The organism is Pyrodictium occultum (assembly GCF_001462395.1).
In the GTDB taxonomy this organism is placed as follows: domain Archaea; phylum Thermoproteota; class Thermoprotei_A; order Sulfolobales; family Pyrodictiaceae; genus Pyrodictium; species Pyrodictium occultum.
On sequence record NZ_LNTB01000001.1, the window covers coordinates 1374129 to 1387290 of the forward strand.

The following is a 13162-nucleotide window of genomic DNA, read 5'->3' on the forward strand; positions in this document are numbered from 1 at the left end:
TAGTATCCTGGAGGCGGGTGAAACTACCCGCTGCCACCGCCGCCCCAGCCCCCGGGGGCTCGTTCAGCCTGACCCGGGGCTTGGTTCCCGACTAGACCCTCTATATCCCCGGGCGTCTGCATGGGGTACTGGGAGGGGCCGGCGGGAGGAGACCGTGCAGGCTCCCCCTGGGGGCCTGCAGCGCTGCAAGAGGGGCAGCGCGGCCAGGGAGGAGCCGGCCCTAAGAGGTTTTATCCCCATGAGATACCGCATAGGAGACGCCGCGGGCCCGGGCCAGCTGCCCACCCCCCGGGGGCGTCGCGTCCCCCTACGCTCCCTGGAGCGGGCTGGAGTGGAGGATGCTCGGAGGTAGGTGCGTGTGCCTATAACTGTGGCCCTGGTGCATATGAGGCTGAAGCCCCTAGCCAAGAAGTCGAACCTGGAGAAGGCTAGGAAGCTGGTGAAGGAGGCCGCGCTCAAGGGTGCGAGGCTCGTAGTCCTCCCGGGCTTCGTCAACGTCGGCCCCTTCTTCCTCCACTACCCGCGGACCAGGAACCGGGCTGTAACCAGGAACCAGGCGGAGAGGATACCCGGCAACACTTTCGAGTATCTCTCCATGGTGGCGCTGGAGAACGGCGTCTACCTGGTGGCGGGCCCCATCATAGAGAGGGCGGGCCCCAAGATATTCCTCACAACCGTGGTGATAGCGCCCAACGGCACGCTCCTGGCGAAGTACCGCAAGATAGCGAGCAACGGGCTCGACGAGGAGCTAGGGATAAGCCCGGGCCGCAGCCTGGTAGTGGTAGACGAGGTCGGCCGGAGCATAGGCCTCCTAGCGGAAGACGACATCTACTACCCGGAGGTGGCCCGCAGCCTCCTCCTCGAGGGCGCGACAGTGTTCATAGCGAGCCTCCGGCCCGGGGAGGACGAGCACCGGGTGAAGCTAAGCCTCCTAGCCCGTAGCGTGGAGAACAACGTCCCGATACTCGCGGTGGGCTCTGTCTTCGAGACCGTGGACAAGATAGTGGAGATGCCCACCATGGTGGTGGAGCCGCAGAGCGGGATAGTGGAGGAGATAAACGAGCCCAAGGACACGTTCCTGCTGGTAGAGGTCATGGAGCAGCCAAGCAACATACGCGACATTATTGATACAAGCCTCCGAGCCAAGGCCCTCTCATCGATATACTGCAAAGCCGCCAAGGACAGCCTAGTGGAGAACCTTGCAGGCCGCTACAAGCTGGCAACAGGCACCAGTAACGAGGAGAAAGAGCCGACCTAGGAAGATGTAGAGCAGCCTCCAACCCGCACCGCTACCAAGTAGCCGCCGGATACAGGGCTGCGAGCATAAAATGCCTGCACCGAGAGCAGCCGCGGCCATGCAGGTGCGGCGAGCAGATAAAGGAGTGGAGACTCATGCATCACGACGCAGCCGGAGTAAGGGGCCTAAGCAGGCTGCTAAAAAGAATCTAGAGTTACGTTCATGGCCTGGACCGGCACCTGATGCAGAGGCCCCCCTCCCCTACTGGAGGTTGATGTACCAGCTAAAGCTGTCGCTGGAGTAGTGGTAGACGCCGGCCAGCTTCCAATCGTAGCCCTGCGGAGTCTTGACCACCACCCATAGGTTGTAGTCGGCGAACGCCCTATCGCCAGCCTTGTCAAGCACTATCCAGCCGGTGGCGCCGAAGTAGTTGTAGGCAACGTCGGGCAGTATATTCTTGACAGCGGTGGGGTCGTACTTCTGGGTGGCCAGCAGGGATAGGGTCAGCACCCAGGCAGCGTCATACGCTGCCAGGGCGTAGGTGTCGGGCTCGCGGCCTAGCATCTTCTTGAGCTCGCTTACTATCTTCTCGTACTTCTGGCTCCGGGTGGCAGCGAATATCGGGTTGAGGAACTTCACCTGGGCGGCGAACTCGGCGGCGGTCGGGTCCTTTATCAGCTCGCTTAGCAGGGCGGTGCCGTCGCTGCCGAACCAGCGGACCTGCTTCAGTATGTCATACTGGCTGGCCACCTGGAACACCTGGACTACCTCGTTGAAGCCTATGTAGACTACTGCCACGTGGTCCTTGCCGTACTTCTGTACCGCCTGCTGCACGAGGCTGGCTAGCCTGTCTACCTCGGTGCTGAACTCCTTGGCCTTGGGGTCGTACCTGGGGCCGTCGATGACCTCTATGCCGAGCTTCTGGGCCTCCTTCTTAATGGCATCGTGGAGGCCGTCGCCCCAGGCGTCGCCGCGCCACATGATCACTATAGCCTTGGCGCCGAAGTACTTGGCCATCTTGGCTATCACTGGGCCCTGTATGTTGTCGGTGGGGCAGAAGCGGAACACGTAGTCGTCGGGTATGGCTAGGCTGGGGGCGGTGCTGCTCTGGCTTATGATTAGCAGGTGGTTCTGGTTGACGTAGTTGAGTATCTGGCGCACCTCGGCGCTGGTCTGGGGGCCTATGAAGAACTTTATGCCCTTAGCGGCCATGGCCTGGACCTTCTGGAGGCAGACCTCGGGCTTGGTCTGGGTGTCCTCGACCACTATCTTTATCCTGAAGGGCGCGCCGGCCTTGGCCAGGAAGTTGTTTATATCCTTCTGGGCTAGCTCGAGAGCTGCCTTACTGTTCTCACCGTAGCTGGCGAGGTCGCCGGTGAGCGGGAGCAGGGCGCCTATCAGCACCTCGCCCTGGAGGCCGCCCGAGGGGGCAGCGGTGCTGGTTGCCTGCGCCGTCTGCGTCTGCTGCGTTGTCGCCGGCGTGGTGGCGGCCGGCGGGGTACCTGTGGTTGCCGGGGCGCTGGCCGGCGCGCTGGGGGCGCCGCCTCTGTGGCTGGCCATGTAGGCTGCGAGCGCGACTATAGCGATGACTATTATGGCTGCAGCTGCTGCGGCTACACGGCTGCTCGCCACGGCCTATTCACCTCCACCCACGCGTACGCGACCGTGATTCCTCTGATGGCCGGGGGGTACGGGATTCCCACTCCCTTTTATGTTTTCGAGCCAAGCGCACCCATAATTGGTTGCCTAATCATTAATCGTTATCAATAACACTATATGCTTGACCTGTGTGCCGGAATAAGCTCTTTAATACTCTAATGCCCTATTCGTGGGCCTAGGGTCCTCCATGGAGGCCGTGGCGGGGGAGCGGGTGGAGCCCAGGGAGGGGCACGGCAACGAGTACATACTTGTTGCGGAGAGAATAGTGAAGAGGTTCGGCGGCCTGGTGGCAGTGGACAATGCCACGGTCAAGATACGCAGGAAGACCATAACGCTGCTGATCGGCCCCAACGGGAGCGGCAAGACCACCCTCCTCAACGTGATAGCCGGCTACTACCGGCCCGACGGTGGGAGAGTGGTGTTCGAGGGCAGGGATGTGACCGGCCTGCCGCCCCACAGGCTCTACCATCTGGGCATGGCCCGGACCTTCCAGGTGCCCCAGCCCTTCCCCAAGCTGACCGTGCTCGAGAACGTCCTCCTCGCTGCGAAGAGGCACCCGGGCGAGTCCTTCACCGCCCCGCTCGCCCGGGGCAAGTGGCTCCCCGTGGAGGAGGAGCTCGTGGACAAGGCCTTCTCCATACTCAGGCTTGTGGGCCTCGACCATCTCTGGGACCATCCGGCGGGGCAGCTGAGCGGCGGCCAGATGAAGCTGCTGGAGATAGCCCGCACCCTCATGAGCGGGGCCAAGCTCGTGCTCATGGACGAGCCTATTGCCGGCGTTAACCCTACGCTCGCGCATAGGATACTCGACTTTATAGTTAGGCTCCGTGACCAGGGCATAACCTTCTTTATAATAGAGCACAGGCTCGATATAGCTATGAAGTACGTGGACTACGCCTACGCCATGGCCCGGGGACGGGTCATAGCGGAGGGCAGGCCGGAGGAGGTTGTATCCAACCCGCTCGTAATCGACAGCTACCTTGGAGGGTGATGAGCCGTGCCCAAGCTTGAGCTCCGCGGGGTAAACGCAGGGTATGGTAAGCTCCAGATACTGTTTGACGTCAGCTTCACCGTGCCCCCGGAGAAGATAACCGTTATAGTGGGGCCCAATGGGAGCGGTAAGAGCACTACGCTGAAGACCATATTCGGGCTCACCACCATCTACAGCGGCGAGGTACTCCTCGACGGCAAGAACATAGCCGGCCTGCCGCCTCACAGGATAGCCAAGCTCGGCGTGGCCTACGTGCCGCAGACCAACAATGTGTTCGCCAACCTCACCGTCAGGGAGAACCTGTCCATGGCAACCTACGGGCTCGACGAGAACCAGGCCCAGGACCGGGTGGAGGAGGTCCTGGAGCTTTTCCCCCGGCTACGGGAGAGGATGGGGCAGCGGGCGGGAACGCTTAGCGGCGGCGAGAGGCAGATGCTGGCCATAGCGATAGCATTGATAAGGAGGCCCAAGCTCATACTCTTCGACGAGCCCACTGCCGCGCTGGCGCCGAAGATAGCTCTCGAGATACTCGATATAATAGCGAGGCTCCGCGACGAGTACAAGATAACGGTCCTGCTGGTGGAGCAGAACGCCAGGAAGGCCCTCGAGTACGGCGACCACGCGGTCCTCCTGGTGGGCGGCCGCGTGGCATTCGAGGGAGGGGCGGACGAGCTCCTCAAGCACCCAGACCTGGCCCGCATGTACCTCGGCCTTGTCAGCAGCGAGGGCTGAGCCGGAGGCCCGGGGCGATGGTGTCGATAATATTCCTCCAGAACAGCCTCATCTACGCCAACGCTTTGACGCTGCTCGCTATAGGGCTCACGCTGACCTACCTAACCACTAAGATACCCAACTTCGCGCACGGCAGCCTCGCCATCGTGGGCGCCTACGCGCTGTTCACCGTGGTAGCGGTGTATAGGCATGGAATAGGCCTGGGGTTTGCCGCGTCCTTCCTGGCCGGCGCCCTGGCGGGGCTGCTCCAGTATATTCTCGTCCTCCGCACGCTCCAGCGGAGGGGCACTGACCCCCTGGGCCTCATGATATCCACGCTGGGCGTCGACATATTCCTCATAGGCGTTCTCAACATATACGCCGATATACTGACCGGCATGCACCCGGCCACGGGCACGAGCAGGGACTGGAGCCTCCGCGGCATGGTCTCTGGCAGAGTCGCGGGCGCGACGGAGGGCTTCTGGATCTCCGTCGGTCTCACGCTCGCCGGCCTGGTGGCGCTCTACCTGCTGTTGACAAGGACCAGGCTCGGCGTGGCGATGAGGGCTAGCATCGAGAACCCCAGCCTGGCGGAGGTGCTAGGGGTCAACGTGGACCTGGTCTACATGCTCTCCTGGATTATCGCCGGCGGGTTCGCGGGGCTTGCCGGCGGGCTGCTCTCATTCGTGCTCCGCATCAACCCCGTGGTGGGCAGCGAGGAGGTGGTGAGCGTGTTTGCCGCCAGCATAGTGGGCGGGCTGCAGAGCCTGCTGGGCGCCGTGCTCGGCGGCTACCTGGTGGGGCTCAGCGAGACCCTCGGCACCGGCATGCTCGCCGAGGCGCTCAACATGCCTGGGCTGGTCGTCTACCGTAAGGTGGTCTCCCTATCCCTCATAGTTATAGTACTGCTCCTGGCCCCCGAGGGGCTGATGGGGGTCAACTGGAGGAAGTTTGTTAAACGCGTAACCCTGAGGAGGGAGGAGGCTGTTGAGACAAGCTAGGAGGGGGTGATGGGGCGTGGCCATCCCGGTTATAGGTGTGGCGCTCCAGCCTAGCTTCTGGCTCTGGGTAGCGGTCTACTCTATCGTGGCGCTCAGCCTCAACCTGGAGGCCGGTATAACAGGTATACCCAACTTCGGCAAGCACCTGCCGGTGATCATAGGCGCTGTTGTCGCGGCAGCCCTGCCGGGCTACCTGGGGGTGGCGCTGCTCCCCGAGAGTCTGAAGCAGCAGCTGGCCTCAACCACTGGGGGGAGCCTCAACTACGCCGGCGAGTACAACGCGTTCATAGCGGAGGCGCTGACCAAGTACTATGCAGCCCACCCGGGGCTCGCCGCCGGCCTCTTCCTGCTGGTGCTGGTAGTGGCAGCTGCACTGGGCGCCGTGGTGGGCTGGCTGGCCGCCTACCCGGCTGCAAGGCTCCGGGCGGACTACCTGGCCATACTCCTGCTCGCCGCCGCCGAGGCGACGCTGAGGGTGGCCTACAACGCCCCCCAGCTGGGCGGCACCCTGGGGCTGACGGTCCCCAACACGCTGGTGTGGCTGGATAGCATGCTCCGAGGCGCCGGCGTGCCCCACGCCCACACGGTGTCGGTGCTGCTGATAACCCTGCTGATAGCAGCATTAACCTATGCCTACATGGAGCTGCTGGCCCGCGCGCCGGTGGGCAGGCTGCTGAAGAGCATACGCGAGAACGAGGTCGCGGCCGAGAGCCTGGGCAAGGACGTGGCGAGGATAAAGCTGAAGACCCTCATGGTGGGCTCCGCTCTGGCGGCGCTGGCGGGCGCGCTGTTCATGACGTGGTCGCTGGGCTGGATAGCCACCACCTACAACAGGGTGTCCTGGACCTTCTGGGTCTGGGCCATGATGATACTGGGCGGCATGGCTAACAACCTGGGCGTGCTGCTGGGCGTCTTCACCCTGGTGCTGGTCCGCCAGATGATAACCTACAATAAGACCGCTATAGCGCCCTACCTGCCCTTCGACCCCGCCTGGCTCGACTACCTGGTGCTGGGCTCCCTGCTAGTGATACTGCTGATGGTGAGGCCGCAGGGCCTGCTGCCCGAGAAGACCACCTACCCGCTGCCCAGGAAGAGGCTGGAAGAGAAGGCCCAGGGGCTAAGAGCCGGCGGAGCGCAGCCTGCGGTAGAGGTGGAGGGCGGCAGCAAGGTCTAGCAGCGCGGTCCCAACGCTCTTATAGAGCCCGATATCGCCCCAGCCGCATTTCCTCCCCCGGAGCGCCTCCCCAAGCTCCACCAGCTCCACCCCCGTCTCCCCCACCGCCTCCTCGTCGAGGTCGCCGCTCTCCCTCAGCACGCCCTCCCTCGTGTCCACCAGGGCGCAGCGGGCCCGGAGCAGCACCTCCCGGTCCAGCTCCCTGACCGGCCTCGGCGCGCCCACGCTGGCCACCACGGCGCCGCTGCGCAGGAGGCCTCCCAGCACCACCGGGCTGGGGGACGTGGTGGCTGCCACCACCACGTCGGAGCGGCGGAGAAGCTTCTCCAGGGAGACGGCCTCGCCCCCGTAGCTCTTGGCCAGCTCCCACGCCCTCGCCTTGTTCCTCGAAGCTACCAGGACCGTGCTGTAGCTGTATAGGCGAGTTAGCAGCCTGAGGTGGTAGCGGGCCTGCACCCCCGCGCCGACTACGCCGAGCACCCCGCTGGTCCCGCCCAGGAGGCGGAGCGCGGCGGCCGTGGCGGCGGCCGTCCTCCAGCCGGTGGCGGGGGCGGCGTCGGCCTCTAGCAGGGCCTCCCCCGTCTCGGCGTCCAGGAGGAGCAGGCGGCCCCGGACCAGGGGCAGGCCCCGCCCCGGGTTGCCAGGGTAGACCCCGACGATCTTAACCGCGTAGAAGCCCTGGCCCGCCGCGGGCATCACGCCGAGCCAGGAGCCGCGGTGCTCCAGCGAGAGCCTGGGAGGCGCAGAGGCCCCGGAGGCCAGCAGCCTCTCCACATCCTCCACGAGGCCCTCCGGGTCGACCAGGCGGTCCACGTCCCCTGCATCCAGGTAGACCGTCAAGGAGGCCCACACCTCCACGGGGTCTAGAGGAAGTCGCTCCACCAGGCGTCCTCCTGGCCGCCACGCTGCCTGGGCGCCGCGAGGAGCCCGTCGAGCAGGGCGCGGAGGAGGACAGCGACCGCGTGGCTGCAGGGCTGCCTAGAGCCGCAGCTGCAGCTGCTCCGGCGGTCGGCGAGGCTCACCTTCGCCTCGTAGGTGCGGCCGCCGCTGGTCTCCACCTCGCCGTAGACCGTGCCGGTCTCCTCGCTGTAGCTGGCCCACACCCTCTCCCTGGCGAGGAGCCGGAGCGCCCTCTCCAGTATCTCCGGCGCCGGGTCGAGCCCGGCTATAGCAGCCAAGGCGTCCCCGAGGTCGCTGGGCTTCTCGCCGAGAAGCTCGCCGGCCTTCTCCAGGGCCTCCTTTCTGATCTCCTCCACCAGCCTAGCGTCCTCGCGGCCGCCGGCCCAGGCCTCAGCGAGGCTCAGGTCGCCGCCACTGTAGTCCAGCACCCTGTCCCGGAGCCGGAGCATGATGGGGCTGGGGGCCAGGGGCCCCACAACCACTGCCTCGCCGGTGTTGAGGCCCGGCAGGTTGTCCAGCAGGTCCTGGCTCACTTGCTCGCTGGCGTCCCGGACCGCCTCCTGGTCCCTGGGGTTCACTATCCGGAGTATCACCTGGCCCTGGAGCTGGCTGAGCACGTCCGGGTCTATCCTGGAGGGCCTCTGGGTTATAGCTACGAGGAAGACGCCGAACTTCCTGCCCTCACTGGCTATGGTCGCCGCTATGTCGCGGCTCCGCGTCTGCCTCTGCGTCTTAGGCGGCATGAACCTGTGGGCCTCCTCCACCACGACCACCACGGGGTAGGGGTAGCTCTCGCCGCCCACGCCCCTCACGTGGCGGAGCCTCGCGTTGAACACCCTCGAGAGGATGTTGAACGCCAGGTGGTCCTGCACCTCGGCCCGGAGCCCGGCCAGGTTCACCACCGTGACCGTGCCCGGCCAGAGCAGCTGGTCCAGGGGGAGGCGGGCGACCCCGTAGACCCCTATGCGGCGCAGCTCCTCCAGGTAGCGTATCGCGTCGTAGCCGGGGCTGCTGTCCTTGCTGAGGGCCAGCCAGAGCCTCCTTATCCCCCGGCCGAGCCCCTCGTCGGCCGAGAGTATCTCCTCCAGCCGCCTCCCCGTGGCCGCGGCCTTCTGCAGGTCCCTGCTAGCCGTGACGCTGAGGCGGCGCAGAAGCTCGGCGGCGAACCGGTCCAGCCTGCTACCCTGCAGTTTGGCGACCTCGGCCGCGTCTATGGCGGCCTGCACCACCTTTATCATGCCGCGGAGGCCTAGCCACTTCTTCTCCCCCGTCGCCTCGGCCACCCAGCGGGCGAGCCGCTTAGCGCCGTAGATCACGCTCCTTATCCTCGTGGCCTTAGCCGGCACACCGGCTATGGAGGCCAGCTCCTCCGCCGACATGCTGGCCACGCTGACCCGGTACTGGATGTCCCCCTCCTGGTCCCTCCTGGCCTTGAGGACGCGCACCGAGTCCTCGAAGCCAGGGCCCAGGCGGAACGCCGTCCTCTTCATAGCCGTGTACTCGCCGTGGGGGTCCAGGACAACTATGGTTGCACCCTTCTTCAGCAGCTCCTCTATAAGCACCACGCTGGCCCACGTCTTCCCCGCGCCCGTCGCCGCTATTATCGCCACATGCCTCTTCACGCCCTCGAGATCCAGGTAGGCAGGGACGCTGGGCCGCGAGATGAGGCTGCCCACGTGGAGCCGGCGGGGCTCCTCCACCGAGTAGAAGTCGCGGAGAAGCTCGTCGGAGGCGAGGTAGACCCAGCTCCCCACCGGAGGAGCGTGGCGGGGCAGGTAGATGCGGCCCTTCCACTTATAGCCCAGGACCCGGGCCGCCGCGACAACAGTGTCGCTGCCCCGGGGGAGGCTGAGGTTCCTTATCACCGGCCAGGGGTGCTCGGGGGACACGCCCACGGCGAGCCGGCGCATCGCCCGTATCTGGGCGAGTATCTTCACCATAACCCTCGTGTCCTCGCCGGGCGGCGTCTCCCAGGCCTCAACGTAGACGTAGTCGTAGAGGGGTGGTATCCTCTCGGGGTCTACGGTGAAGACGAAGTAGTCCGGCCTGGAGTCACCGGTCACCATGCCTACCGGCTCGCCGCCCTTGGCACTCCCCCTCAAGGCCCCGCTGCATCCCCGCAGAGTCTATCCCGGGGGTCCTTGCTCCAGGGACCCCTGCCCCATCCCCTAGGATGGGAGGTATTACTTTAAGTATAGGTCTCCAAGATCCAGGCCCAGAGCCTGACAGGAGAAGCCCCGGAGAGGCCCCCGGGAGCGGAATCCCGGAAACCAAGACAAGAAACAAAACTAATAAACAAAATAATCGACGCATATTTAGCCTTACTATCCCGCAGAAATAGGCGTGGGATCGGCGGTTGGGCAGCAGAGAAGGCGAGAGGCCGCCGACCTACGGGATCCCGCCCGCTTCAGTGCGGCTGGCCCGGGTGCTCGCGGCCGCGGCGCTCCAGCAGGCCGAGAGGTTCTTCACAGGCCTCCGGGAGAGCAGGGCCGAGCCCCGTAGCCACGTGAAGGAGGTTGCCGCGGCGGAGGGGGACCACGCGCTCTACGTCCACATGCCTTTCTGCCACCAGCCTCTCTGCAGCTTCTGCAGCTTCGTCCGCTACCCCTTCGACCCCGAGAGGAGCCGGAGGTACCTCAAGGCCCTAGCGGTGGAGGCCGCGTGGCTAGCCTCCACTGCTGAGAGGGTCCGGGTGCCCCTCGTCTACATAGGCGGGGGTACGCCCACCGTGGATGTATACGGGCTGGCGGAGACGATAGATGTGCTCCGGAGCTACTTCGGCCGCGGCCTGGCCGTGTCGGTGGAGGCCAACCCTATAGATATAAATGATGAAAGTGTCTCTGTGCTCCGCTCGGCGGGCGTGAGGAGGCTGAGCATAGGGGTCCAGGCGCTTACCGCCGAGAGGCTGCGGAGGCTCGGCAGGCTCAGCCACAGAGTGGAGGATGCGGTGAGGGCAGTGGAGGCTGCGAGGGGCCGGTTCGAGACCCTCAATATAGACATGATCTGGGGCGCCACGGGGGACACGCGCGGGACGGTGTACGAGGAAGCCCTGAGGGCGCTCAGGCTCGGAGCGAGCCAGGTCACCTTCTACCCGTTGATGCCCCCGCCGGGGCGGAGGAGGCTGATGATGATCCGGGGCGAGGGGCCCTGGCACCCGGAGGAGCCGGGGCTCTATGAGGCTGTACTCAGGGCCGCCCTGGAGGCCGGCTACCAGCCGGCGACCCCCTGGTGTATGAACCGGGGCTCTAGGCTCATAGACGAGTACGTGGTTGAATATGACAGGTTCCTCGCGCTGGGGCTCAGCGGGATAGGCCGCACCAGGCGCTATGTATACGTTAACTGCTTCACCCCCGAGGGCTACATGAGGATGGTCGAGAGGAGGGGCCATGCAGCCCTGCTAGCCAGGAGGCTCAGCCCCGTGGAGGACATGCTCTACTACGCCTCGGCCATGGCCTTCGGGCTCCGCTGGTGCCCCGCAGTGCTGCTGGAGCGCTACGGCCGGCTGGCAGCCCCGCTCAGCGCGACGGTGCAGGCGCTGCTAAGGATGATCGGCGAGGAGAGGAGGGGGGACTGCTACAGGCTCACGAGGACGGCCAGCCTCTACACGGCCCACGCGATGCAGCGGAGCCTCTACATGGCCGTCAACGGGCTCCGCGAGTGGGGGATGGCGGCGGGGGTCTAGCGACCCACTTGACCAGCCGGGCCCGGCGCCGCCGCTCTAGGCTGTGGGGCCCGGCGCCGGCCGCCACCGCCCAGCGCAGCTCCCTGCAGACGCTCCGATCGATGTAGGTCCCCGCGACCAGGGTGGCCCCGAGCCTCCCGGCGACGAGGGGGTGGAAGCTGGAGGTGGGGCCGGCCAGCACCCGCTCCCTCGCAGCCCCCGCGGCGGCCAGCTCCTTGAGGAGCCTAGGCGGGTCGAGCACGGCGCTCCCCGAGGCGACTACTATGTCCGCGGCCCGGAGGGCCTCCAGCGTCTCCTCCATGGAGCGGAGCACGGGGTAGCCCGCCCTCTCCGCCTCCGAGAGGAGGGAGGGGTCCAGCTCCGCCACCGCCACCCTGGCGCCCCGGGCGGCCAGCTCCCCCGCTAGCCCGGGCATGTAGCCGAGCATCACCACGGTGTCGCCCCGCTCCACGCGGAGGAGGCTGGCGAGCCCGGTCCTCTGCACCGCCACCCCCGGCTCGGGGCTGCACTCTATCCACGCACCCGTGGCGGCGTTGACCGCCGCGACGGCGAAGGCTGCCGCCAGGCCTCCCCCGCGGGCGGCCAGCCTGGCGAGCATCCTGGGGGTCGCGTCCTCCAGCACCGCGTCGAGCGGCTCCAGGGGGAGCCAGCGGGGGACCAGGCTGACCCCGCACCAGCCGCCCTCCAGCTCGAGGTAGACGTGGCTGAGCCCCGCGAAGGCGTCCGCCAGCCTCAGCCCCGCCCAGCGGCGGAGGGGGCCGTCGAGGGCCTCAAGCAGCGCCCTCGAGAGCCTCCTCCAGGGCTCCCCGGCCTCCATCACCCGCCTCCTCCGGGGCGCTGGGCTCCTCCCGCCTCAGCCAGACCACGCGCTGGGGGAAGGGTATCTCTATCCCGGCCTCGTCCAGCGCCTCCTTTATCCTGCCGAGCATCTCCCACTTGACCTCCAGCCACTTGGTGCTCGGCACCCAGAAGGCTACGCGAAGCACCACGGCGCTATCGCCCAGCTCCTCTACGAACACCCTGGGCTCGGGCTCGGCCAGCACCAGGGGGTGGCCGGCCAGCACGCGGAGTATTGTCTCCCGCGCCTCCTCGATGCTCTCCCCGTAGCCTATGCCGACCAGGTACTCTATCCTCCGGGCTGGGTGGCTGTAGAGGTTCTTTATCGTGCTCCGGAACACCGTCTCGTTGGGTACCCGTACGCTGAGCCCGTCGAGGGTCGTTATCCTCGTGGAGAACATGGTTACATCCTCTACGCGGCCCAGCACGCCTGTCTCCGGCAGCTCCACTATATCCCCCGGCTTCAGGGGCTTGTCGAAGTAGAGGAAGAGGCCGCTGAAGAAGTTGGACGCCACGGTCTGGCTGGCGAAGCCGAGCGCGACGCCTATCATGCTGCCCGCGAACGCGAAGCCGGTCAGGCTGAAGCCCGCCAGCCCAAGGGCCAGGACGCCCACGAGGGCCACGAGGCTATAGTAGGTGAGCTTCGCCGCTATATCCACCACGGGCATGGGGAGCTGGCTCAGCTCGAGGGTCCTCCGGACCATGCGGCGGACCATCATGGCTACCAGCACGCCGGCCGACATGACCGCCGCGAAGATGAGGCCCCGGTACACGTAGGAGCCGATCGTAGCCAGCAGCGCCGCCAGAGAGCCGGCCAACCCGGGCCCCGGGCACGCTGGCTAGAGGAGGGCCGGGCGGGACGGGTTTAAGCCTCAGGGCTCGCTGGGCTCCAGGCACGGCGGGCGGCCCACCCGCCCGGACGCCGGGGCGGCGCCCCGGAAGCTGGATGAGGGCGGGGTCCACAGGGCGG

Annotated in this window: 11 protein-coding genes; 6 read left to right on the forward strand and 5 right to left on the reverse strand. The window is 66.2% G+C overall.

All coding sequences use genetic code 11. From position 1 onward, the window contains the following. The first annotated feature begins 358 nt into the window (after positions 1 to 358). The gene (locus tag CF15_RS07205) at positions 359 to 1258 is read left to right on the forward strand and encodes a carbon-nitrogen hydrolase family protein (RefSeq protein ID WP_058371184.1); all 900 of its coding nucleotides are present in this window, start codon (positions 359 to 361) and stop codon (positions 1256 to 1258) included. A gap of 240 nt (positions 1259 to 1498) precedes the next feature. Here CF15_RS07205 and CF15_RS07210 read toward each other — a convergent pair whose 3' ends face one another. Then, positions 1499 to 2869: an ABC transporter substrate-binding protein gene (locus CF15_RS07210; RefSeq protein WP_058371185.1), complete on the reverse strand. Its 1371-nt coding sequence runs from the start codon at positions 2867 to 2869 to the stop codon at positions 1499 to 1501. Between the two features lie 214 nt (positions 2870 to 3083). Between CF15_RS07210 and CF15_RS07215 the strand changes: the two genes are divergently transcribed. Genes CF15_RS07215 through CF15_RS07230 form a run of 4 tightly spaced genes read left to right on the forward strand, consistent with a single transcriptional unit; the run spans position 3084 to position 6773 of the window. Beyond that, positions 3084 to 3887: an ABC transporter ATP-binding protein gene (locus CF15_RS07215; protein WP_058371186.1), complete on the forward strand. Its 804-nt coding sequence runs from the start codon at positions 3084 to 3086 to the stop codon at positions 3885 to 3887. 6 nt (positions 3888 to 3893) lie between these two features. Continuing rightward, complete coding sequence (locus tag CF15_RS07220) at positions 3894 to 4619, forward strand: ABC transporter ATP-binding protein (protein ID WP_058371187.1); 726 nt, start codon at positions 3894 to 3896, stop codon at positions 4617 to 4619. A gap of 17 nt (positions 4620 to 4636) precedes the next feature. Further along, complete coding sequence (locus CF15_RS07225; protein WP_058371188.1) at positions 4637 to 5599, forward strand: branched-chain amino acid ABC transporter permease; 963 nt, start codon at positions 4637 to 4639, stop codon at positions 5597 to 5599. A gap of 16 nt (positions 5600 to 5615) precedes the next feature. Beyond that, on the forward strand, positions 5616 to 6773 hold the full coding sequence (locus tag CF15_RS07230) for a branched-chain amino acid ABC transporter permease (protein ID WP_058371189.1): 1158 nt from the start codon (positions 5616 to 5618) through the stop codon (positions 6771 to 6773). Here CF15_RS07230 and CF15_RS07235 read toward each other — a convergent pair. Further along, positions 6717 to 7613 (reverse strand): ornithine cyclodeaminase family protein, encoded by an 897-nt coding sequence (locus CF15_RS07235; RefSeq protein WP_201783096.1) that lies wholly within the window; start codon positions 7611 to 7613, stop codon positions 6717 to 6719. The genes CF15_RS07230 and CF15_RS07235 overlap by 57 nt on opposite strands. 23 nt (positions 7614 to 7636) lie before the next feature. Further along, the gene (locus tag CF15_RS07240; RefSeq protein WP_058371190.1) at positions 7637 to 9775 is read right to left on the reverse strand and encodes an ATP-binding protein; all 2139 of its coding nucleotides are present in this window, start codon (positions 9773 to 9775) and stop codon (positions 7637 to 7639) included. Positions 9776 to 10029: 254 nt separating this feature from the next. On the opposite strand from CF15_RS07240, the gene CF15_RS07245 reads away from it, so the two are divergent. Next, positions 10030 to 11355 (forward strand): radical SAM protein, encoded by a 1326-nt coding sequence (locus tag CF15_RS07245; RefSeq protein ID WP_058371191.1) that lies wholly within the window; start codon positions 10030 to 10032, stop codon positions 11353 to 11355. On the opposite strand, the gene CF15_RS07250 is transcribed toward CF15_RS07245, so the two are convergent. Continuing rightward, positions 11315 to 12172, reverse strand: coding sequence for a Rossmann-like domain-containing protein (locus tag CF15_RS07250; RefSeq protein WP_058371192.1), 858 nt, complete (start codon positions 12170 to 12172; stop codon positions 11315 to 11317). The genes CF15_RS07245 and CF15_RS07250 overlap by 41 nt on opposite strands. Then, positions 12126 to 13010, reverse strand: a complete 885-nt coding sequence (locus CF15_RS07255) for a mechanosensitive ion channel family protein (protein WP_236698172.1) — start codon at positions 13008 to 13010, stop codon at positions 12126 to 12128. The genes CF15_RS07250 and CF15_RS07255 overlap by 47 nt, the downstream gene beginning before the upstream one ends. Positions 13011 to 13162: the final 152 nt, after the last annotated feature.

What these genes read in the sequence shown, in the direction of transcription:
- CF15_RS07215 (WP_058371186.1), top strand. Translation starts at nt 3,084, where the DNA reads ATGGAGGCCGTGGCGGGGGAGCGGGTGGAGCCCAGGGAGGGGCACGGC.
- CF15_RS07250 (WP_058371192.1), bottom strand. Translation starts at nt 12,172, where the DNA reads ATGGAGGCCGGGGAGCCCTGGAGGAGGCTCTCGAGGGCGCTGCTTGAG.
- CF15_RS07225 (WP_058371188.1), top strand. Translation starts at nt 4,637, where the DNA reads ATGGTGTCGATAATATTCCTCCAGAACAGCCTCATCTACGCCAACGCT.